Annotated in this window: 10 protein-coding genes and 1 pseudogene; 4 read left to right on the forward strand and 7 right to left on the reverse strand. The window is 59.5% G+C overall.

What is annotated here, in order from left to right; all coding sequences use genetic code 11:
• From PCPL58_RS21315 to fadD2, 5 genes and pseudogenes are all read right to left on the reverse strand, one after another.
• Positions 1–4,895: pseudogene (locus PCPL58_RS21315) on the reverse strand (NEL-type E3 ubiquitin ligase domain-containing protein).
• Positions 4,896–5,015: 120 nt separating this feature from the next.
• A complete protein-coding gene (locus PCPL58_RS21320) occupies positions 5,016–6,137 on the reverse strand; it encodes a beta-ketoacyl-ACP synthase III (protein ID WP_003363473.1) in 1,122 nt (373 codons plus the stop codon).
• 240 nt (positions 6,138–6,377) lie between these two features.
• Entirely contained in the window at positions 6,378–10,289 is a 3,912-nt protein-coding gene (gene hrpA, locus PCPL58_RS21325; protein WP_065350389.1) for an ATP-dependent RNA helicase HrpA, read from the reverse strand.
• A gap of 391 nt (positions 10,290–10,680) precedes the next feature.
• Positions 10,681–12,372: a long-chain-fatty-acid--CoA ligase FadD1 gene (gene fadD1, locus PCPL58_RS21330; protein WP_003431149.1), complete on the reverse strand. Its 1,692-nt coding sequence runs from the start codon at positions 12,370–12,372 to the stop codon at positions 10,681–10,683.
• Positions 12,373–12,725: 353 nt separating this feature from the next.
• Complete coding sequence (gene fadD2, locus PCPL58_RS21335; protein ID WP_065350390.1) at positions 12,726–14,414, reverse strand: long-chain-fatty-acid--CoA ligase FadD2; 1,689 nt, start codon at positions 14,412–14,414, stop codon at positions 12,726–12,728.
• 368 nt (positions 14,415–14,782) lie between these two features.
• Between fadD2 and PCPL58_RS21340 the strand changes: the two genes are divergently transcribed.
• Complete coding sequence (locus PCPL58_RS21340) at positions 14,783–15,253, forward strand: MaoC family dehydratase (protein WP_003363482.1); 471 nt, start codon at positions 14,783–14,785, stop codon at positions 15,251–15,253.
• A gap of 169 nt (positions 15,254–15,422) precedes the next feature.
• Positions 15,423–16,997 carry a pectate lyase family protein gene (locus tag PCPL58_RS21345; RefSeq protein WP_065350391.1) on the forward strand — a complete coding sequence of 525 codons (1,575 nt, stop codon included), beginning with the start codon at positions 15,423–15,425 and terminating at the stop codon, positions 16,995–16,997.
• A gap of 219 nt (positions 16,998–17,216) precedes the next feature.
• On the opposite strand, the gene PCPL58_RS31580 is transcribed toward PCPL58_RS21345, so the two are convergent.
• Positions 17,217–17,372, reverse strand: a complete 156-nt coding sequence (locus PCPL58_RS31580) for a hypothetical protein (RefSeq protein WP_002554798.1) — start codon at positions 17,370–17,372, stop codon at positions 17,217–17,219.
• Positions 17,373–17,472: 100 nt separating this feature from the next.
• On the reverse strand, positions 17,473–17,817 hold the full coding sequence (locus tag PCPL58_RS21355; RefSeq protein WP_065350392.1) for an aspartate-semialdehyde dehydrogenase: 345 nt from the start codon (positions 17,815–17,817) through the stop codon (positions 17,473–17,475).
• Between the two features lie 230 nt (positions 17,818–18,047).
• On the opposite strand from PCPL58_RS21355, the gene rapA reads away from it, so the two are divergent.
• Entirely contained in the window at positions 18,048–20,894 is a 2,847-nt protein-coding gene (gene rapA, locus PCPL58_RS21360) for an RNA polymerase-associated protein RapA (protein ID WP_065351095.1), read from the forward strand.
• 356 nt (positions 20,895–21,250) lie between these two features.
• Positions 21,251–23,542 carry a putative bifunctional diguanylate cyclase/phosphodiesterase gene (locus PCPL58_RS21365; RefSeq protein ID WP_065350393.1) on the forward strand — a complete coding sequence of 764 codons (2,292 nt, stop codon included), beginning with the start codon at positions 21,251–21,253 and terminating at the stop codon, positions 23,540–23,542.
• Positions 23,543–23,549: the final 7 nt, after the last annotated feature.

Consider the following 23,549-nt stretch of genomic DNA (forward strand, 5'->3'; position numbering starts at 1 on the left):
TTATTGAGCCGTCATGTTCACCGCTTGGGCAATCTGCCTGGAAAGAGTGATCGCGAATTCGTTGATCGCCTGCTCACGCTGACGAGAGATCAGGCCAATCTGCTCGAGGTACTGCTGATCGGATCGCTGATCAGGCGGCAACTCATCCAGGGCCACCAGGCGCTGATTGAAAGGCTGCTTGACCGGCTCGAACTCCGGGGCGTAACGAATTTCCAGATAACTCATCCAGAATTCCCGGGCAATCATCGACTGGAAAAACTCAGGGGTGGCTTCGCGATCGATGATTTCGTTGTAAGCCGCCTGCAAATCCGCTTCGCTCACCTTGGCAATAGCGCGGAACCACATGTTTCGCGGCTGGCCCGGCAGCTCAAGCCGCGCCTGCAGACCGACGCGGTAGGCCAGGCGTACTTCGGCCTCATCGACCGTTTCGCCGCTCGCCTGACGAAACGCTATATCGCGCAGGGCGATTTTCTCCACCTGGTCCAGACGGTCCAGACTGCGGGTCATCCTGAACAGCTCGCGTGGCTGCGCGGCCGCCGTCGTGGATGACATGATCGAGAAGATCTGGACGCGCACTTCCATATCGCCAAACACCATTGCCAGTCCATCACCACACGTCTGCGGGTGCGCGGCAACATCGAAGAGCTGGGCACGCAGCTCGGCGTTGACCGACGCCGATTGGATCATCGACCAGACTCGCGCAATCAGCTCATCGCGGTTACTTGAGAAGTCGCCGATTGCGTCAGATCGCTCAGCATCTGAAAAAAATCCGTGGATCCGGCACAGGCGCGCAGGTCTTGCCACAGCCTTATGCGGGTATTCACCTGCTCACGATTCAGACCTGCAAGCCACGGCGCACTGCCAGGTCCGGCCTCGACCGGATTGCGACTCTGGCTGACACCCCACCGCGGGCGCAGCCTGCCCTCGCGAAACAGCCTGATGCGTTCCAGCGTGGGTGAATTCAACGGATTGCCGCTCAGATGCAGGTGCAGGCGCGAGGAACTGAGGGAGCGCTCGATGTTATCGAGTTCATCGATGGATATTTCCGAGATGCGATTGTCACGCACATCAATCCGAATCAGCTCGGACCGCACCCAGTTCCATGCCGGCAATGTTCGAATGCCCGTGCCACGCAAAAACAGTAGGCGCAATGAGTTCAATGCGTGGATGGGGACGTCCTCGCCGAGCGAGCAAAAGTTGAGGTCCAGAATCTCCAACCGGTTCAGGTTCTGCAACGCCACGTTGGCGGACTCTGTCCAGATCAGCGGGTTGTGGCTGATGGACAGCTCTGCAAGCTGAGGCATTTGCCCTATCGAGGTCGGCAAGGATCGCAGATCATTGAAGTCCAGGCTCAGCGAACGCAGTCTGTTGAAGTTTTTCAGTAATGCATTCGCTTGTGGATCGGTAAGCTGCATGGCGCGGGCTTTCAGCACCGCCACATGGTCGAAGTTAGCCGTGATATCCGGGAGTTCTCCGATACGCAAGTTATCCAGATCGAGCGCATACCCTAAAAAGTCACCCTGAAAGTTTCGGCACTGAAAGCTCAAGCGTTTCCAGCAGTCGCGAATGCGCGTCGCGGCGACCTCCCTCGGCCTGCGCAACGAAGAAAAGGGCGTTTCCGCGACCCAGTTGTCCAGGGTAACTTGAAGCGTTCGCAATTCATCGGCGAGGCTGCTCAGTCTTTGCCGGACGAAAGTCGACAACTCCCTCGCCGGTCCGGTGTGTTCGGCGCGCAGCGTGCTCAGGAAGTCGGACACTTCTGCATCGGAAAAACCCGGGTACAGACTTCTTACCGCAAGCTCCGGCGAGTGCCTGGACGCGCCAATGCCCAAGCGACGAAAGAAACCCCGCAAGCGTCCACTCAGGGGGTAGCCAATACGGCCATGAGGCAAGCGTTGCGGCCACTTGATACCCGGCTTGATTGGCTGCAATTGCAAAATGGCAGCCATGCGCTCACGCCGTTCGACTGCCGTATTGCGCAACAGACTGCGCAGTTGCTGCTCATCCGCGCCAGCAGGCAGCTGAATGTCGAGGCGTATCTGTTCGGGAAGCGCCAGCAACAACGCCCTGAAAAATTGCTGATCGACTTCACCGAGCGGCTCACCTGAAGGATCGAAGCACTGAACGCCCGCTTCGGCGCTGACCAGCAGCCGGTGCACTGAGGCCTGATCGCTGTCGAGACTGGCGATTTCGTCGCCCTCCAGCGAATCTTTCAGCAGATCGATGGAAACATCACCTCGCCAGCCTGGCACGTACTGCAGCATGCCCATCCCCGCCGCCTGGGTGTCCAGATTATCGGTTACTGCCCGATAGAAGCCTTCGTTGGTGCGGTTTATCCGCAGTTGCTGCTGATACTCGCGGGCATGCTCGGCAAGTGTCAGAGGAATGCGTTTTTCCGTGGTCATCCGCGCTTTGTCCGCGTCGCTGGCCATGCCGATGAGTTCGAGCGCCACGCTGCTCGGCAAGCTGCCGAAGTCGCGCTGTATCAGTTGAACATGCGGGTCGTCGCTGCGACCTTTGAGCGCCTGCACGTCATCCAGCAGACGCCCCAAGTGTGTCTGGGCGCAATCGGCCAGATAGCGTTTGAAGCCGCGCAGTTGAACGGCCTTGTCGGCACTGTCGCTCCCGGTCAAACGAGTGACTTCATCGGCGGGCAGACCTTCCAGTAACTGGCCGAGCACTTGACTGAGGTGCCCGGTCGGCCCTGTGACATGGGACGACAGCGTCATCTGCGATCCCACGTTCCAGGATTCCAGCAGCGCCCCTTGGGCGTCGATGAGCAACAGGCCGCGGGGCTCATGCCAGCGCGGTGACGACACCAGCAGTTTCAGCCACGGCTCAAGATGAGAAACATGGACCTCAGACACATCGGCGGCCTGAAGAGCGCCGATGCAGACGTGCAGTTGCCGTTCTGTTTCAACGCGCTGAATGGCGTCCTTCAGCAAGGCCGGAGGCTGGAGGTTCTCGACATGTACCTGGCGCAGCAACGCCTCGTGGGTGCCGGTAATGCGCAGGACTTTCTGAATGTCCTCTTCCGGGAGTGCATGACAGGTCGGGTTGAGGCGTCTGAAAGCCGTTACCTCGTCCCAACCCATAGGGTTTTCCCATTCATGGCGCCAGGCACCGGCCCCATTGTGCTTGAGCTTCGGTGCGTAAGAACGCTCATTCAGCGGATGCCTGATGCGCCAGTTGGCGCCGGAGGCATCGGACTCGACGCGATACAGCTTGCCGTCCAGTGGCAGCCAGGTCCTGCCATCGTGCTCATAAAGTCCAAGGGCGTTGCTGCTCAGGTTGTCGGGCAACGAAACCGTATGCGCATAGGCGTCGATGCTCGGCTTGCCGAGACGTACGGCCCCGTCGACACGTCGTTGCACCAGGCTTTCGATGAACATCGAGGGTTGCAACCCGTTCACCGCGCCCACCACGCCGCCTACCAGCAACATCTGTGCAACGTTTTCGCCGATGTTGTAGACATGTTGCATGGCGTCTTCGACTTCATCGTGCTGCCAGTCCTCGTAAGCCACGAACGCTTCGCTGGCGAGCTGATAGAGGGCGACCACTGACATGATTTCACCCAGCACCGGCACAAAGAACCCGGCCACGTTGAGCAGGTTCATGCCATTGTTTTCAAGGCTTTCGTTCAGTGAATCATGAGCCTGCTGGTCCACCTGCGCGGAAGGCACCGCGATAGCCTTTGAGTCGTCATAGGTTTTGGACAGCAAATGGTCGTACAGCCGTTCGAATGGCGGTTTCGAAAACGGCTGTGCCTGCACGACCAGGTCGGCGTCGGGGTCCAGCTTGCGGTCCCCGGCGGGATACAGCCGTGCGTCCAGTTTGGTAAAAAATGCCGGAGCCTGGCCAAGACTGACGAAACGGCTGAAGTAGCGTCGATAGTGTTCGCTGCCCAACGCCGTCACCAACCAGGCGTTGAAGGCCCACAATGACTCGAACTGTTTGATCGGATGCGAGGGCTCGGAAGGCAGGTAGACCAGACAAGGACTGTCATCGGGCCTGGCGCCGTCCTGCTGTATCAGCAAGGCACCCTGTAACAGCGAGCCTGAAAACGTGTAGGTATCGAGCACGTGCAACTGGCAATAGCGCACGCCCTTGCCATCCCAGCGGGGCTGGTCAACGGACTTCACCATATCCAGCAGGGTCTGGTACGCCGCTTCAGTGATATCGCCTTTCATCACGGCAATATGCGCAAGCACCTCAACGGCGGCACGCTCGCTGTCCATGAACGCGCTGGCAACCGCTTGCGTAGCCGGGCCTGGCGGCTTGAACACGCTGTCCAGGTGAGTCTGATACTGACGGCCCAGATCCAGCTCATGGCAAAAATCAGCGAACTGCTCAAGATCGATCGCCTGACGGTCCCGGTATTCCACCTTGTAGCGGCGCTGGGCGCTGTCGATCAGCCAGTAGCGCAGGCCACCTGTCCGCAGGATTGCCGAGTAGGGATTGAAGCGGCTTCTGTTGCTCGAAGCGAAGTTCTGCAAGGCCGCCTGGAGCAAGGTCTGCTCGAGCGGGGCGGGGCTCCAGGCGCTGTCGTAGCGCCAGGTCATCAGTTGAAAGGCTTCAACGTCCAGGTCGAGCTGGAAACGTTCGACAAACGCTTTCGACAGCAAGGGCGCTGCAAATTGCTGTGGCGATAACAGGCGGTTGCGCACCGGCTCCAGCGCCTGCGCGTAACGCCGTGCACTTTGCTGGCTGGCGTGCAGTGCCTGGCGCAGTGCCGTGGACGCACCCACATACCAGTCTGGCAAGTTGAGCCTGATGAATTCGGTGTTGGCGTGCTCCGCTTCGAACGGCGCCGCGTCCTGCGCTCGAGGCGTTACAGAGGCGTGCGCAATGGACGCTTCTATGGTTTCAAAGGGGTTGTAACGGAGGGTGAACATGGTCGATACCGCTAATGGCTTTGTGAATAGCCAATACGATAAAGACCCAAGGGCCTGCACATGACATAACGGGATATGACAGGTAGCGCCCGCCTCCGGAGCGCTACCCGTCGAACGTGATCAGCGCTTGCGCAGAATCACGCTGCCGATCGAATAACCGGCGCCAAACGAGCTGAGTACCGCCAGCGCGCCTTGCGGCAAGTCATCCTGATAGGTGTGAAACGCAATCACCGAACCCGCCGAGCTGGTATTGCCGTAGGTGTCGAGAATCACCGGCGCCTCTTCGACCGTAGCGTCGCGGCCCAGCAGCTTCTTGACGATCAGATGGTTCATGCTCAGGTTGGCCTGATGCAGCCAGAAGCGTTTGACGTCAGTGATGTTGATGCCGTTATCCTGCAAATGCGCAGCGACCAGCTCGGCGACCATCGGGCACACCTCGCGAAACACCTTGCGGCCTTCCTGCACGAACAGCTTGTCCGGCGCATTCTGACCCTCGTCCGAGGTACGGTTGAGGAAACCGAAATTGTTGCGGATGTTGTTGGAGAACTGGGTCAGCAGGCGGGTGCTGACGATATCGAACTGGTAAGGCGAGGTTGCCAGGTCGGCGCGCTCGACCACCACGGCAGTGGCGCCGTCACCAAAAATGAAGTGGCTATCACGGTCACGGAAATTAAGGTGTGCGGTGCAGATTTCCGGGCTGATCACCAGCAAGGCGCGGGCCTGACCGAGTTGCACACTGTTGCAGGCTGCCTGAATGCCAAAGGTGGCCGAGGAACAGGCCACATTCATGTCGAAGCCGTAACCGGCGACACCCAGCGCTTGTTGAATCTCGATGGAGATCGCCGGGTAGGCCCGCTGCAGGTTGGAGCAGGCAACGATTACACCGTCGATATCGGCAGCGGTTTTGCCCGCGCGTTGCAGCGCCTGTCTGGCGGCAGCTACACCCATCTCACAGAGGATCGACCATTCGTCATTGCTGCGCTCCGGCAGGTTGGGCTTCATGCGCTGCGGATCGAGAATGCCCTCCTTGTCCATGACGAAGCGGCTTTTGATACCCGAAGCCTTTTCGATGAAAGCGGCGCTGGATTCACTCAGCGCCTGCACGTCGCCACGTTCGATAGCGGCGGCGTTATCGTTGTTGAACTGTGCAACATAGGCATTGAAAGACTGCACCAGCTCTTCGTTGGAGATGCTGTTGGCCGGGGTAAACAGGCCTGTGCCGCTGATGACGACGTTGTGCACGGTCGTTCCTCTCTTATTGAGTTGCAGGTAATGACCTGCTCAGGCACGGCAATTGAAGGCCCACTGTTTTTGGGACCAACGTACCAGTGCGACTGTAAAAGCTGCCCGTAACAGGGAGCAGCATTTCATGACACGGTGAAGACAGGCGCGGAGTGTGCCACAGAGCCCGGTTTTGGCGCTATCGGGCCAATGAATATAGGCACGATAGACGCCTTTTACTTGGTGACAGGAAGCAGTGGATCAGCTCTCCACCTGACTCCACTGCTTGCTCAACCGTTTGTCCGACACCGGCATTTTGGTGCCCAGTTGCTGGGCGAACAGCGAGACGCGGTATTCCTCCATCCACCAGCGGTACAGCGCCAGCTCCGGGTCGCGCTTGCCCTCTTGAGCATGCTTGTCGGCGCGTGTCTGATATTGCGTCCACAGACCTGCCAGCTCGATGCTCCATACCCTGTCCTTCTGCACCTGAGCCGGGAGTTTTTCCAGGCGTATCTCGATGGCCTTCAGGTAACGCGGCAGCTCCTTGAGCCATACCGCCGGGGTCTCGCGGACGAATCTGGGGTACACCAGCTTGCTCAGTTGCGCCTTGATATCGTTGAGCGCCACCGCTTGGGACAGGTCGATCTTGCCTTTGAAGCGCTTTTGCAGACCGTGCCACAGCTTGAGGATTTCCAGCGTCAGCTTCGCGAGCCGCTCGGCATGCTCGGTCCAGTCGGCGCGCTTGCGCTCCGCCAGTGACAGCAGGCCGGCACCGTCGCGCGGTAACTCGGTTTCACCTTCCAGCACGCAACTGTCGAGGCTGGCCAGCAGAATGTCTTCGATCAACGCATCGATGCGCCCCAGTTCGCGATGCAGCAAGGCCAGCTCGGTCTGCCCCGGCAATTTGTTGCGCAGAAACTTGGCGGGTTCGGCCAACTGCTGCAACAGTAAACGCTGCAAGGCGCGGCGATGCTGGTATTCGGCCTCGGCCTGAGTCGAGAACCGGCCTTCCTTGACCGCGCCGCCCTCTTCGACCAGCGCCGGATAGACCGTCATCGACAGCCCGGCGATGTTCTGTTGGGTTTTCTGCGCCACCGCTGCGAAGGCCTTGGCCTGCACCGGCTGCTGGCTTTTTGCGGTTTGCGGCACGGCCAGCGCGGCCTGGCTCGCCTCGGCAAAGCGCGCCGTCAGCTCGGCCAGATCACGTCCCTCACCAAGAAACTTGCCGCTGCCATCGACGATTTCCAGGTTCATCTTCAGGTGGCCTTCAAGCTGCTGTGCCGCCTCGGCCCAGGCTTCGTCGCTGACCCGTACGCCGGTCATGCGCAGCAGTTCACGACCCAGCGCCTGAGGCAACGAGCCCTCGCCGAAAGTAATGCGCTGCAACGCCGCCTTGATGAAATCCGGGACCGGCACGAAATTCTTGCGTACCGCCTTGGGCAGGTTGCGGACCAGCGCGATGCATTTGGTCTCGAGCAACCCCGGCACCAGCCACTCGAGACGCTCGGCAGGCAGCGACAGCAACAATGGCGCGGGAACGCGCAAGGTCACGCCGTCACGCGGGTGGTTGGGTTCGAAGTGGTAGCTCAGCGACAGGCTCAGGTCGCCCAGACGCAAGGTATCCGGGTATTGCGCGGCGGTGACTTCGCTGGCCTCGCGAGCCAGCACGTCCTCTTCGCGCATGATCAGCAGCTGCGGATTCTTCTGGCTTTCGGTCTTGTACCAGCTGTCGAAGGTGGCCGTCTGATGAATCTCGGCCGGGATGCGTGCTTCATAGAAGCTGTACAAGGTGTCTTCGTCAGCCAGAATATCTCGGCGTCGAGCCTTGGCTTCCAGCTCGTCGAGCTGCTCCAGCAAGCGGGTATTGGCGCTCAGGCACTTGGCCCGCGACAGGATATCGCCACGCACCAAGCCTTCACGAATGAACAGCTCGCGCGAAACCACCGGGTCGATGGGGCCGAAATGCACAGGGCGACGGCCCACCACGATCAGGCCGAACAGCGTGATCTGTTCGAACGCCACAACCTGCCCGCGCTTCTTCTCCCAATGCGGCTCGAAATGATTTTTCTTGATCAGGTGGCCGGCCAGCGGCTCGATCCAGTCCGAGTCGATCTTGGCGACCATGCGCGCGTACAGCTTGGTGGTTTCCACCAGTTCGGCGGTCATCAGCCACTGTGGACGCTTCTTGCCCAATCCGGAGGACGGATGAATCCAGAAGCGCCGCTGCCGTGCGCCGAGGTAATCGCCCTCGTCGGTCTTTTGCCCGATCTGACTCAGCAGACCGGAAAGAATGGCCTTGTGGAATTTCGGGTAATCGGCCGGCTCCTTGTTGACCGTCAGTTGCAGGTCGCGACAAATCAGACTCAATTGCCGATGGGAATCGCGCCATTCCCGCAGGCGCAGGTAATTCAAGAAATTGCGCCGGCACCAGTTACGCAGCGGGCTGGCGGTCAGGGTCTGGCGCTGCTCTTCGAAGCCGCGCCATAGATTGACCATCCCGGCGAAGTCCGAGTCGGCGTCCTTCCATTGCGCGTGGGCCTGATCCGCGGCCTGCTGACGCTCGGGCGGGCGCTCGCGCACGTCCTGTACCGACATGGCGCTGGCGACGATCAGCACTTCCTGCAGGCTGCCCTGCTTCGCTGCTTCCAGCAGCATGCGGCCCATACGCGGGTCCACCGGCAGACGCGCCAGTTGACGGCCCAGCGGGGTCAGCTGATTCTCACGGTTGACCGCCGAGAGCTCCTGCAACAGGTTGAAACCGTCGCTGATCGCCTTGCCGTCCGGCGGTTCGATGAACGGGAAGTCGGTGATCTCGCCCAGGCGCAGGTGCAGCATCTGCAGGATGACCGCAGCCAAGTTGGTGCGCAGGATCTCGGGGTCGGTGAATTCCGGCCGCCCGTTGAAATCCTCTTCGCTGTACAGACGCACGCACAGGCCGGGTTCGACCCGTCCACAACGGCCTTTGCGCTGGTTGGCGCTAGCCTGCGACACCGCCTCGATCGGCAGGCGCTGGACCTTGGCGCGATAGCTGTAGCGACTGATGCGCGCCGTACCGGTGTCGATCACGTAACGGATGCCTGGCACGGTCAGCGAGGTTTCAGCGACGTTGGTGGCCAGTAAGACGCGACGACCGGGGTGTGACTGAAAGATACGCTGCTGCTCGGCCGGCGAGAGGCGCGCGTAAAGCGGCAGAATCTCGGTATGCCTGAGCTGCGCCTTGCGCAGCACTTCGGCGGCATCGCGGATCTCGCGCTCGCCGGGCAGGAACACCAGCACATCGCCTGGGCTCTTGCGCTCGCTGCGCTCGAAGGCCGCCAGTTCGTCCAGCGTGGCCAGAATCGCCTGATCGACGGTCAGGTCCTCTTCAACGCTGTTGCCGTCTTCGTCCTGCTCGCTGGTCAGCGGGCGGTACCAGACGTCCACGGGGAAGGTACGCCCGGACACTTCGATCACCGGCGCATCGTTGAAATGCTCGGAAAAGCGCTGCAGGTCGATGGTCGCGGAGGTGATGATGACTTTCAGGTCCGGACGACGCGGCAGCAGGGTTTTCAGGTAACCCAGCAGGAAATCGATGTTCAGGCTGCGTTCGTGGGCTTCGTCGACGATAATCGTGTCGTAGCGCTCAAGAAAGCGATCATGCTGGGTTTCGGCCAGCAGAATACCGTCGGTCATCAGCTTGATCAGGGTATTGCTGTCGCTCTGATCCTCGAAACGCACCTGATAGCCGACCAGTGCGCCCAACGGTGTGCCGATCTCCTCGGCAACCCGGCTGGCCACGCTGCGAGCGGCGATCCGGCGTGGCTGGGTATGACCGATCAGACCGTGCTGACCTCGACCGATTTCCAGGCATATCTTCGGCAACTGGGTGGTCTTCCCGGAGCCAGTCTCGCCGGCAATGATCAGCACCTGGTGCTTGAGCAGCGCCTCCTTGATCTCGTCACGCTTGGCCGCGATGGGCAGGTTATCGTCATAACGAATCGCCGGCACACTGTCACGCCGCGCCGTGACCTGTGCACAGGACGCCTGCACCCGCGCAACCCACTGCGCCAGCTTCGCCTCGTCGGGCTTTTTGCGCAGGTCATGCAACTGACGGCGCAGACGATGACGTTCGCTGATCATCGCTTGGTCGAGGTTTTTCAGAAGTTGGTCGATAGAGGGCGATTCGTCGGTCATCAGGCGCGCAGGGTCTTTTTTCAAATGGCAGGTGCGGATTGTCGCAGATTGTGGCGGGTCGTGACGAATGGCCTGAGTGTCAGGCTATCCATTGCGGTCATGGTTTGCGGCAGCAGTGCTCAATCACAATAAAGTATGAGGTACTCCATTCCTGACTCTTCGCGCCCTTTTTGCGACGCAGAGCGTCGAGAACTGCATTCCCACGCTGGAGCGTAGGGAACGATAATCGCAACTATCGTGCGGCGCTCCGCGTCGCACGCCGTTCCGGACGCTGCGCGTCCTCTTGCGACGCAGAGCGTCGAGAACTGCATTCCCACGCTGGAGCGTGCGGAACGATAATCTCAACTATCGTGCGGCGCTCCGCGTCGCATGCCGTTCCGGACGCTCCACCCTACTTCTTCACACCCAGCTTCTTCAATTCCTCGTCACGCAGCTCGCGACGCAGGATCTTGCCGACGTTGGTGGTTGGCAGCACGTCGCGAAATTCGACGCTGCGTGGCACTTTGTAGCCGGTCAGGTTGGCGCGCATGTGCTCCATGACCTTATCCTTGGTCAGGGTCACGCCCGGTTTGGCCACCACGAAAACCTTGATGGTCTCGCCCGATTTCTCGTCCGGTACGCCGATGGCCGCGCATTGAAGCACGCCGGGAAGTGTCGCCAGTACGTCTTCCAGCTCGTTGGGGTACACGTTGAAACCGGAGATCAGGATCATGTCTTTCTTGCGATCGACAATCCGGATGTAGCCATCAGGCTGAATGATCGCGATGTCGCCGGTCTTCAGCCAGCCTTCGCTGTCGATCATTTCATCGGTCGCTTCCTGGCGCTGCCAGTAGCCCTTCATGACCTGCGGCCCCTTGATGCACAGCTCGCCGGTTTCACCGAACGCCAGCTCGTTGCCCGCATCGTCGATGACCTTGCACAGGGTCGACGGTACGGGAATGCCGATGCTGCCCATCTGCACGTCCTGAGCGGGATTGACTGTGGCCACCGGGCTGGTCTCGGTCATGCCATAGCCTTCGCAGACCTGGCAGCCCGTCACCTGCTTCCAGCGCTCGGCGGCGGCCTGCTGCAGGGCCATGCCACCGGACAAGGTGACTTTCAACGCCGAGAAATCGAGGTTGCGGAAGCCTTCGTTATTGCACAGGGCCACGAACAGCGTGTTAAGGCCGACAAAGCCGCTGAACTTCCATTTCGAAAGCTCCTTGACCATGGCCGGCAGGTCACGCGGGTTGCTGATCAGGATGTTGTGATTGCCAAGCAGCATCATCGCCATGCAATGAAAGGTGAAGGCATAGATGTGATACAGCGGCAGCGGCGTGATGATGATTTCACAGCCTTCGCCCAGATTTGACGCCATCAGCGCGCGGCATTGCAGCATGTTGGCGATCAGGTTGCGGTGCGTCAGCATTGCCCCCTTGGCCACCCCGGTGGTGCCGCCGGTGTACTGCAGCACGGCAACATCGGCGCTGCCGGGCGACACGTCGGTCACTGGCTGACCACGGCCCTTGCCAAGCACATCGTTGAATTTGATGGCCTTGGGCAAGTGATAGGCCGGGACCATCTTCTTCACGTACTTGATGACGCTATTGATCAGCAAGCGCTTGAACGGCGACAGCATGTCGGCCACTTCGGTGACAATCACCTGCCTGATCTGCGTCTTGGGTACGACCTTCTCGGCCAGATGGGCCATGTTTGCCAGGCACACCAGCGCCTTGGCACCGGAGTCGTTGAACTGGTGTTCCATTTCCCGCGCGGTGTACAGCGGGTTGGTGTTGACCACGATCAGCCCGGCGCGAATCGCACCAAAGACGGCAATCGGGTACTGCAATACGTTGGGTAGCTGCACGGCGATACGGTCACCCGGCTGCAGGTCGGTATGTTGCTGAATCCAGGCGGCAAACGCGCCGGACAGCTCATACAGCTCGCCGTAGGTGATGGTCTTGCCCAGGTTGCTGAACGCCGGCTTGTCGGCGAAGCGCTGGCAGGACTGCTTCAGGACCGCCTGGACGTTAGGGTACTCGTCGGGGTTGATATCGGCAGGGATACCGGACGGGTACTTGTCCTTCCAGAAGTTATCAATCATTCAGTCGGCTCCGTAGCGATAGCGAATTCTTCACATCGCCTGAAGCGATGATTTTCTTGTGCTTGGAATTATGCAGTAGACGCTTTTTCGCTTTATGACTGATCAAAAAGCGCGCCGAGAGTAGCAGCTTTGCCAAAGGCCGACTAGAGGCAGAAGCAGGCCACACAGTCACGAATACGACCAGAAACTAACAATCAGTCACTTTAAATTCATTTAATAAATTTTCATCATCACGTCGAAAGTACCGGAACAGAGCGGCCAATCAATATAATCGCCTGTTTCCGAAAAAAACTGACCCCGTTTACAGCGTTCTGCAAACGGGGCCTAGTACACACATGGAGACGATTAAAGGGTCAGGCGATGTCCCGAAGCTCGCGTCGCAGAATCTTGCCCACCGGAGTCATCGGCAATGAATCACGCAGAACGATCTGCCTGGGCACCTTGTAGCCGGTGAAATTCTCTTTGCAGAAGGCCTTGAGCTCTTCAATGCTCAGCTGCGGGTCTCGCGCCACCACGAACAGCTTCACGGCCTCCCCCGAGCGCTCGTCCGGCACGCCGATACAGGCGCAGTTGGCGACTTTCGGATGGGCCATGACCACGTCTTCGATTTCGTTGGGGTAGACGTTGAAACCGGACACGATGATCAAGTCTTTCTTGCGGTCGACGATACTGACGAACCCGTCAGCGCCAATCACGGCAATGTCACCGGTCTTGAACCAGCCTTCGGCGTCCAGGCATTCGGCCGTGGCATCAGGCTGGTTCCAGTAGCCTTTCATGACCTGCGGCCCCTTGATACACAGCTCGCCACGCTCGCCGAAAGGCAACTCGATGCCATCGTCATTAATGACTTTCATCGCGGTGCCGGGCACGGGAATGCCCACGGTTCCCAAGCGTGCCAGGGCGCCATAGGGATTGGCGCTGGCGACAGGCGACGTCTCGGTCAGGCCGTAACCTTCGACGATCGTGCAGCCGGTGATCTGCGCCCAGCGCTCGGCCGTGGCCTTGACCAGTGCAGTGCCACCGGAGTTGGTGCTTTTCAGCGCCGAGAAATCCAGATTCTTGAATTCCGGGTGGTTCATGAGCACCACGAACAGCGTGTTGAGGCCGATCATGGCAGTGAAACGCCACTTGCCCAGCTCCTTGATGAAGCCGCCGATATCGCGAGGGTTGGTGATCAGGATGTTGTGATTGCCGCTGATCATCATGCACATGCAGTTCGCCGTGAACGCATAGATGTGATAGAGCGGCAACGGCGCAATCATCACCTCCTTGCCCTCTTCAAACAGCGATCCGCCTTGCGGTCCTTGCTGGCGCATGCAGGCATAGACTTGCTGCATGTTGGCGACCAGATTGCCATGGGTGAGCATCGCGCCTTTGGCCAGCCCCGTGGTGCCACCGGTGTATTGCAGAACGGCAACATCCTGCAGACCTCGCGGTACGACCTGCATGCGGCTCTCGCGCCCCAGGCGCAGCGCGCGCTTGAAGCCGACGGCCTGAGGCAGATGGAATTCGGGGACCATCTTCTTGACCTTGTCGACAAGGGTATTGACCAGCCAGCCCTTGGCCGCCGACTGCATGTCGCCCATTTTTACTTCGATCAGGTATTCGATGGCCGTGTCCGGCAGCACTTCCTGCACCAGCTTGCCGAACAGGTTGAGGTAAACCAGCGCTCTGGCACCAGAGTCCTTGAATTGATGGCGCATCTCGCGTGCGGTGTACAACGGGTTGGTGTTGACCACCGTCAGACCGGCGCGCATCGCACCGAATACGGCGATCGGATATTGCAGGATATTGGGCATCTGTACGGCAATGCGATCACCCGGCACCAGTTGCGTATGCTGCTGTAGATACGCGGCGAAAGCGGCGGAGTGACGCTCGAGTTCCGCGTAAGTCAGCGTCACGCCCATGTTGCTGAACGCAGGTCGGTCGGCGAATTTCCTGCAGCAGCGCTCGAACACCTCGACGACCGATTGGTAGGTCTGCAGATCCACCTCGGCGTCGACACCCGCCGGACGCTTGTCATCCCAGAAGTCAGCTTGCATTATTTTTATCCTTTTTCCCTGCATGGGTCTGGGCGGACGTTAGCAGTTAAAGTGTCTCAGGCAAATGATCGTCCGGGCCTCATCAGCAGCATGAATCTTGTCTCTGTTCAGACTGAAATCTGTCGTCGGCGATACACGGCTCACGGCAATCGGGCTGGTAAAGATACTTGCCCGATCGCTCAGTAGCCGTATTCACATGGCGTTTGCTTATTATTTGCCTTGAATGTGATCCGGGGAGCGCCAGCAAGCGTCTGAATGATCTTGTCCGCGCATTGGCGGCGACAGGTCATCAAGTGTTACAAATCAAGGCCAGGTCGGATTGCACGAACCGGCACGCTTCAATTCATTTTTATTGTCAGGACAGCCACATGACTCAAGTCACCAACACGCCTTACGAAGCTCTTGAAGTCGGTCAGACCGCCAGCTACAGCAAGACAGTGGAAGAGCGTGACATTCAACTGTTCGCCGCCATGTCCGGAGACCACAACCCGGTCCACCTGGACGCCGAATACGCCTCCAAGACCATGTTCAAGGAGCGTATTGCCCACGGCATGTTCAGCGGCGCACTGATCAGTGCGGCGGTTGCATGCGAGTTGCCTGGCCCCGGCACCATCTATATCGGTCAGCAGATGACCTTCCAGAAGCCGGTGAAACTGGGCGATACCCTGACTGTGCGCCTGGAAATCCTGGAAAAACTGCCGAAATTCCGCGTGCGCATCGCCACCCGTGTTTTCAATCAGAACGATGAGCTGGTTGTAGACGGCGAAGCCGAGATTCTCGCCCCGCGAAAGCAGCAGACCGTCGACCTGACCGTATTGCCCGAGATCACTTTCGGCTGATACCCGGAACCGGCGCGCGCACCTGCGGCCGCGCCCGGGCTCCACTGCTGACCTGAACACAAATTCATGATGCCCTCGGAACTGTTTGGGCTGCGCTTTCCACTCAGGAAACCAGCGCTACCTTATCCGGATCACGAATCGTTCATTCCTGCAGGCGGGGCAATCACCCATGAATATGATCACCCGAAATTATTATCCCGTCTCCGGGCAACCAACCCAGGGCATAAACCCGCAAGCCGATAACAGTCCGCCACCTCAGGTCACGTCCGGCAATGGCAGCAAACTGGTCGACTTCGCCCCGCCGCAGCAGGCAACAGGGTTGCAGTCGTCATTCAATGGCCTTGGTTCCAGGGCGCAAACGCCCGCTACAAACGCAGCCTCGGGTGCAACTGAAAACCCCGTCGAGTTGTTGCTGAACAAGCTGGTGGAAGCCATTCGCACCATCCTCAAGGATCTGTTTTCCAGATCACAAGGGCATCAGCAGGACGGCTCGACACCGGCACCTGCGCCGTCTGAACGGGAACAGGCGCCGACCTCCCTTCAGTCTTCATCAGCACCCTCGTCAGGGTCGCCGTCATCGTCCGGCAACACAGAAAAGCCGTTCGTGGTGAAAAACGATTATCCGACCGACAAACCGGTCTCGCTGCAAAAGAGCGCCACAGCAGCGCCGTCTGATACGGCACGCACTTCGGCGCCAGCCCAAGGCAATACGCCAGCCGCCAATCAGCCTGCGCCCGCCAAAACGTTGCCAACCGCCACAGACAGATCTGAGACCACAGAAAAAGTGGCGCAACCCGCGCACCGAGCGGGCAACGGTCCTGGGGCCGACATGTCCGGAATGGTCGGCTTCGCCAAACAGGCGAACACCACCGGCGGTAATGGTGGCGAATTCGTCACGGTCAATACCGTAGCGGACCTCAAGAAGTACATGGAGGACGACAAAGCCCGTACCGTCAAACTGGGGGCCAACCTGTCTGCCGACAGCAAGGTGACCATCAACTTTGGCGCCAACAAGACCCTGCTGGGTACCGACAAGGGCAACAGCCTGCACAACATCTACCTGGCCAGCGGCAAGACCGCCAGCAATGACATCTTCCAGAATCTGAACTTCGATCACGACAGCCGTTATCGCGAAAACGGTGACATGCAGATGTTCATCAGCAGCGGTCAGAAATACTGGATCGATCACAACACCTATTCAGGCACCAAGGATCAGAACGCCAAAGGCCTGGACAAACTGCTTTATGTCGGCGGGACGGCAGACAACGTCAGTCTGACCAACTCGAAATTCCAGAACAACGAATATGGCGTGATTCTCGGTCAGCCGGACGACTCCGCTCAAGCCAAGGCCGAGTACAAGGGTTACCCGCGCATGACCATCGCCAACAATGTGTTCAGCAACCTGGATGTTCGGGCACCCGGCCTGATGCGGCATGGCGACTTTGACGTTTACAACAACTCGATCGACAACTTCCATCTTGGCTTCACCGCGACGGGGGATGCGACCATCCTCTCGCAGGCCAACTATTTCGCAAAAGGCGTGGATGTTTCCAACAAGGCCAGCAACTCCGGCGTGCTGGATGACTATGGCGATGCGCACTTCAAGGACATCGGCAGCAATGTCAGCTTCACCCAGAAGTCACTGGTGACCGCCTGGACGCCGAGCTATCAGCGCGACATCAAGACCGCCGAAGCCGCCAGAGCCTATGACCTGGCCAATGCCGGTGCCAAAAACGTGAGCTGATAGCGCCCGGCGTTCGATGCAGGGCGTGGCATGCAGACGAAAAAAAGGGCGACCGAAGTCGCCCCAAGTGCCTTGCGTGCTCATTGAATGCATCCAGGCGCGTGTTCCGCCCACAACGCATTCGATAGAGCAAGATTAAGGCAGCGAACATAACGGCGAGTTGATCCAGATCAGCTGTTGCTGAACCAGACTGATCAGATCAAGGGTGTGGCGGCTGGATCAGCGTTTTTTGGGCTTTTTCTTCGGTTTTTTGCTGCTCAATGGCATCGCCTGTTCGAAGGCGTTACGCACTTCATTGAGGCGCTTGTCATTCAGATCGTGGATACGCTTGGCGCGCTCGGCACCCAGGTCGATCAGTTGTGCATCGTCGCTCATGGCTTGCGGTTCTCGAACACGGGAAATCAGGGCCAATAATGCTCAATCGCAGCAGCCCTGACCAGTCCCGTGACCAGTACAGCCCTGGGCGGTGCAGCAATCAGATCTGAATATCCACCCAAAGCCCCTGGCGCGGCTCGTCGTCGATGAGCGGTACAACGGGTACGGTGTTGTCGGCGTTCAGCGAATCACCCGGGACGACCAGCCCGACGTATTCCTCGGCTTCTCCGCCGCCATGAGCCTGCTGCTGTTGCTGCTGGCGCTGTTGCTCTTCACGCAACAGCAACGCGCTGCGTTCAGTATCTTCATTATTGCGCAGGTCGATGGAGGTCTCGCTGGAGCTCTCCTGTACCGGCGCTACAGGTGGAATGTCCGGCATGCGTTTGGCCGGATCCAGCTGTGATGTCACAGGCACCACACTTAACGGAAGCATAGGTTGCAGCATGGTTTTATCTCCTCTTACCGGGGTTTCGGCCGTGCACGAGGCAACTTGAACCGGGCTGAAAGAGCCAGTGGTCTATAAGATCTTTTTTGACCCCTCTCAGTGAAATAAGTGTCATGGAACCAAAAATTCGATAGGTTGCGGCGCTGACCATGAGTTTTTTCACGCTGCCTTTGGCCTTCGGGGCGTGTTCCGTTAACATACTCAGCTTTTTCAAGCGGGAGACAGGCAGCATGGCGCAGCAGTATCAACCGGGGCAACGCTGGATTAGTGACAGCGAAGCCGAGCTGGGTTTGGGCACCGTTCTGGCACAGGACGGCCGCTTGTTGACCGTGCTCTATCCGGCCACTGGCGAAACACGTCAGTACGCACTGCGTAATGCGCCGCTGACCCGCGTGCGCTTCTCCCCTGGCGACGTGATCACGCACTTCGAAAACTGGAAAATGACCGTTCGCGAAGTCGACGATGTCGATGGTCTGCTGGTCTACCACGGCCTGAACGCGCAGAACGAACTGGTCACGCTGCCGGAAACCCAGCTGTCGAACTTTATCCAGTTCCGCCTGGCGACCGACCGTCTGTTTGCTGGCCAGATCGACCAGTTGTCATGGTTCTCGCTGCGCTACAACACGCTCGAACACACCAGCCGCCAATTGCAGTCCTCCCTGTGGGGCCTGGGTGGCGTGCGGGCACAGCCTATCGCCCACCAGTTGCACATCGCTCGCGAAGTCGCGGATCGTATCGCGCCGCGCGTTCTGCTGGCCGACGAAGTGGGTCTGGGTAAAACCATCGAAGCCGGTCTGGTCATCCATCGCCAACTGCTGTCGGGCCGCGCCAGCCGCGTGCTGATTCTGGTCCCGGAAAACCTCCAGCACCAGTGGCTGGTGGAAATGCGTCGCCGCTTCAACCTGCAGGTCGCGCTGTTCGACGCTGAGCGCTTCATGGAAAGCGATGCCGGCAACCCGTTCGAAGACACCCAGCTCGCACTGGTCGCCCTGGAATGGCTGGTCGAAGACGAAAAAGCCCAGGACGCCCTGTTTGCGGCAGGCTGGGACCTGATGGTGGTTGACGAAGCGCACCACCTGGTCTGGCACGAAGACAAGGCCAGCCGCGAATATTCGCTGGTCGAACAACTGGCCGAAGTCATTGCCGGCGTACTGCTGCTGACCGCGACGCCGGAACAACTGGGCCAGGACAGCCACTTTGCCCGTCTGCGCCTGCTGGACCCGAACCGTTTCCACGACCTCAAGGCCTTCCGCGCCGAGAGCGAGAACTATCGCCCGGTGGCTCAGGCTGTTCAGGAGCTGCTCGACAAAGGCAAGCTGTCTGCCGAGGCGCAGGAAACCATTCACGGCTTCCTGGGTGCCGAAGGCGATTCGCTGCTGGCCTCGGTGAATACCGGCGACGAAGAAGCCAAATCGCGTCTGATTCGCGAACTGCTGGACCGTCATGGCACCGGCCGCGTGCTGTTCCGCAACACCCGTGCCGCCGTGCAGGGCTTCCCGGAGCGCAAGCTGCATCAATACCCGCTGCCCTGCCCTGTCGAATACCTCGAACTGCCGGTCGGCGAGCACGCCGATCTTTACCCTGAAGTCAGCTTCCAGTCGCAGTCGGAAGTCAGCGAGGAAGAGCGCTGGTGGCGCTTTGATCCACGCGTCGACTGGCTGATCGATACCCTGAAAATGCTCAAGCGCGTCAAGGTGCTGGTCATCTGTGCCCATGCCGAAACCGCCATGGACCTGGAAGACGCGCTGCGTGTGCGTTCCGGTATCCCCGCCACGGTTTTCCACGAAGGCATGAACATCCTCGAGCGCGACCGAGCCGCGGCCTACTTTGCAGACGAAGAGTTCGGCGCCCAGGTGCTGATCTGTTCGGAAATCGGCAGCGAAGGCCGCAACTTCCAGTTCTCCCACCATCTGGTCCTGTTCGATCTGCCGTCGCACCCGGACTTGCTGGAGCAGCGTATCGGGCGTCTGGACCGGATCGGCCAGAAGCACACCATCGAGCTGCATGTCCCGTTCCTGGAAACCAGTCCGCAGGCCCGCCTGTTCCAGTGGTATCACGAAGCGCTCAATGCGTTCCTCAATACTTGCCCGACCGGCAACGCCCTGCTGCATCAGTTCGGCCCGCGCCTGCTGCCGTTGCTGGAAAGCGGTGACGACGACGAGTGGCAAACCCTGATCGATGAAGCCCGCAGCGAACGCGAGCGCCTGGAAAGCGAACTGCATACCGGTCGCGACCGTTTGCTGGAACTCAATTCCGGCGGCGCAGGCGAAGGCGAAGCGCTGGTCGAAGCGATCCTCGACCAGGACGATCAGTTCAGCCTGCCGATCTACATGGAAACCCTGTTCGACGCCTTTGGCATCGACAGCGAGGACCACTCGGAAAACGCCCTGATCCTCAAGCCGAGTGAAAAGATGCTCGACGCCAGCTTCCCGCTGGGCGACGACGAAGGCGTGACCATCACCTACGACCGCAATCAGGCGCTGTCCCGCGAGGACATGCAGTTCATCACCTGGGAGCACCCGATGGTGCAAGGCGGCATGGATCTGGTGCTGTCCGGCTCGATGGGCAACACCGCCGTGGCACTGATCAAGAACAAGGCGCTCAAGCCGGGCACCGTTCTGCTCGAACTGATCTACGTCAGCGAAGTGGTTGCGCCTCGCTCGCTGCAACTGGGGCGTTATCTGCCGCCTGCTGCGCTGCGCTGCCTGCTTGACCCCAATGGCAACGATCTGGCCAGCCGTGTGTCGTTCAATACGCTCAACGATCAGCTCGAAAGCGTGCCCCGTGCCAGCGCCAACAAGTTCATCCAGGCGCAACGCGACCAACTGACCCCGAGGATCAACGCGGGCGAAGAGAAAATCACGCCGAAACACGCAGAGCGCGTCGCCGAAGCTCAGCGTCGCCTGGCAGCCGACACCGAAGAAGAACTGGCCCGCCTGACGGCATTGCAAGCGGTCAACCCGACCGTGCGCGACAGTGAACTGGTGGCTCTGCGCACGCAACGTGAACAGGGTCTGGCCATGCTTGAAAAAGCGGCCCTGCGTCTGGAAGCGATCCGGGTACTGGTCGCAGGCTGAGGGCTGGTCACACACCAGCCGGTCATGCCCATGCCCCGCATGGGCATGACGCTCTTGCTCACGCTATGACGCAGAGCGTCATGAAAGGCATTCCCACGCTGGAGCGTGAGGAACGATGTGTCCCGTAACCACGCCCCTGCTCCGCGATATCCGCAACACCCCCCTATCATGCTCCGGGTAGGCATGCCTTTCCGGACGCTCTGCGTCCTCTAAACGATAAGCACCAAACACGCCAGCCATCACTTTGATGCCAAATTGGCACCTCGTGCATTTGCAGGTTGTAAACAGCTTCTATACTCAGCTTTGAACGCTAGGCTTTCAGCCTTGGCGGCCTTGCAGTGAGATAAGGGCAAGCTATGGATTGGCTGGGTTTGAACGTATTCGCTGGCCCACCAGCGGACGTGCAATTATTGATCGACTGCAGTCACAACCTGTTTCTGGTCGCGCTGGCTTATGGCGTGGCCTGTGCTGCGTGCTTTGCCACGCTGGACATTGCGGACCGTGTCATCCAGGTCGACGCCCTTAAAAGCCGTCGCCTCTGGAAGGCGCTGGGCGCGTTATGCCTGGCCGGTGGCGTGTGGGCGATGCACTTCATCAGCATGCTGGCGTTCCAGGCGCCGCTCAAAATCACTTATGACCTTTCCATCACGCTGATTTCCCTGCTGATCGTACTGGTTACCGCACTGGTGGCCATGCGGGCGCTGACCATCCCGGAGCTGACCCTGAGACGCTGCCTGACCAGCGCGGTGGTGATGGGGATCGGCATCAGCGTCATGCATTACCTCGGCATGTCAGCCATGCGCTCTACCGCTACGCAGTACTATGAGCCGCGAATGTTTGCCCTGTCGATTCTGGTCGCGGTTCTTTCCAGCATTGCGCTGCTGACCCTGTCCCGGCACTTGCGCCAGTACCACGGCATGTTTCATCAGATGTTCCGTTATGCGGTCAGCCTTCTGCTGGGCGCAGGCCTGCTGACCATGCACCTGATGGGCATGAAGGCGCTGCGGCTGGTGATACCCGAAGGCATTGAGATGCACGTCCCCAGCACTGAAAACAGCCAGCAGTTGGGGCTTACCATCGCGGCCATCGCCCTGCTGACCATCGCCGGCAGCATCAGCGCGGCAATGGCCGACAAGAAACTGCAAGGCAAGGAGCATGATCTGCAGCGGGTCAATGCACTGCTTACCCAGCTGGATCAGGCACGCGTTTCACTTCAGCAGGTTGCGCATTACGACCCGCTGACCAACCTGATCAACCGCCGCGGGTTCAATCAGATCTTCGCCGAGAAGCTGCAGGAGCATACCTTCAACAAAGGCATGCTTGCGGTGATGTTTCTGGACATCGACCACTTCAAGCGCATCAACGACAGCCTGGGCCATGATGCGGGTGACGAGTTGCTCAAGGTGATCGCCGAGCGCATCCGCAGTGCTACCCGTACCCAGGACGTGGTGGCGCGTTTCGGCGGCGATGAATTCTGCATCCTGCTGAGCATTCCGGACTACGAAGAGGCCCGCCATCTGGCTCATCGGGTCATGCAAAAGATGAAGGAGACCATCGCGCTGGCAGGAAGGCGCATGGTCATGACCACCAGCATCGGCATTGCCGTATTCCCGCGTGACGGTGAGACCTGCGATGAGTTGCTCAAGCACGCAGACCTCGCGCTGTACCAGTCAAAGGACAAAGGGCGCAACGGCGTCAATTTCTTCAATCCGGCCCTCAAGACCAAGGCCAGTCTGGAGCTGCAACTGGAAGAAGAACTGCGCAATGCCCTGCGCGAGGGAACGGGGCTGCAGGTGTATTACCAACCTATCGTCGACATGCGCACCGGCCACGTTGCCAAGCTCGAGGCGCTGGTACGCTGGAATCACCCGCAGCACGGCTTGCTGGTACCCGCACGCTTCATCGGCATCGCCGAGGCCAACGGCCTGATTGCCGAACTGGATAACTGGGTGCTGCGCCGCGCCTGTCACGACTTGCGCACTCTGCATCATGAAGGGCTGGAACAGCTGATCATCTCCGTCAACTGCTCAGCGCTGACGCTGGGCCGCAACGAACTGGTCGAAGAGGTTGAGCGGGCGCTGGCCGATGCTGACGCAGCGCCTGGACGGCTGGAACTGGAAGTGACCGAAAATGCCCTGATGGGCAACATCAGCAACACTATTCTGATGCTCAAACACATTCGCAGCCTGGGTGTTTCCCTGTCGATCGACGACTTCGGCACCGGTTACTCGTCGCTCGCCTATCTCAAGCCGCTGCCGCTGGACACGTTGAAGATCGACCGATCGTTCATTATCGACATCCCCCAGTCCCCGCAGGACATGGAAATCGTTCAGGCAATCCTTGTCATGGCGCATACGCTGCGCTTGAAAGTCGTGACCGAAGGCGTCGAAACCCAGGATCAACTGGAGTTTCTCAGGCAGTTTGGCAGTGATTACGTACAGGGTTATCTGTTCAGCAGGCCCCAGCCGCTGGAGCGCATCCTGCCTCTTGCCAGACAAATGAACCAGCGCGAGCCCACGACCCGCTGGTCTGCCCTGCCACAACAGCACAGCCAGGGGCAAGACAGCGAAACACCAGACATTCCGGATGTGTTTGCCGAACTGCCTGAAAATGACGACTTCGCCAGTCCCAGACCTGTTCGTACCTGAAGGAGCA

Source organism: Pseudomonas cerasi (genome assembly GCF_900074915.1).
GTDB lineage: Bacteria > Pseudomonadota > Gammaproteobacteria > Pseudomonadales > Pseudomonadaceae > Aquipseudomonas > Aquipseudomonas cerasi.

What these genes read in the sequence shown, in the direction of transcription:
- PCPL58_RS31580 (WP_002554798.1), bottom strand. Translation starts at nt 17,372, where the DNA reads ATGAGCGACGATGCACAACTGATCGACCTGGGTGCCGAGCGCGCCAAG.
- fadD2 (WP_065350390.1), bottom strand. Translation starts at nt 14,414, where the DNA reads ATGCAAGCTGACTTCTGGGATGACAAGCGTCCGGCGGGTGTCGACGCC.
- PCPL58_RS21340 (WP_003363482.1), top strand. Translation starts at nt 14,783, where the DNA reads ATGACTCAAGTCACCAACACGCCTTACGAAGCTCTTGAAGTCGGTCAG.
- hrpA (WP_065350389.1), bottom strand. Translation starts at nt 10,289, where the DNA reads ATGACCGACGAATCGCCCTCTATCGACCAACTTCTGAAAAACCTCGAC.
- PCPL58_RS21345 (WP_065350391.1), top strand. Translation starts at nt 15,423, where the DNA reads ATGAATATGATCACCCGAAATTATTATCCCGTCTCCGGGCAACCAACC.
- rapA (WP_065351095.1), top strand. Translation starts at nt 18,048, where the DNA reads ATGGCGCAGCAGTATCAACCGGGGCAACGCTGGATTAGTGACAGCGAA.
- PCPL58_RS21365 (WP_065350393.1), top strand. Translation starts at nt 21,251, where the DNA reads ATGGATTGGCTGGGTTTGAACGTATTCGCTGGCCCACCAGCGGACGTG.
- fadD1 (WP_003431149.1), bottom strand. Translation starts at nt 12,372, where the DNA reads ATGATTGATAACTTCTGGAAGGACAAGTACCCGTCCGGTATCCCTGCC.
- PCPL58_RS21355 (WP_065350392.1), bottom strand. Translation starts at nt 17,817, where the DNA reads ATGCTGCAACCTATGCTTCCGTTAAGTGTGGTGCCTGTGACATCACAG.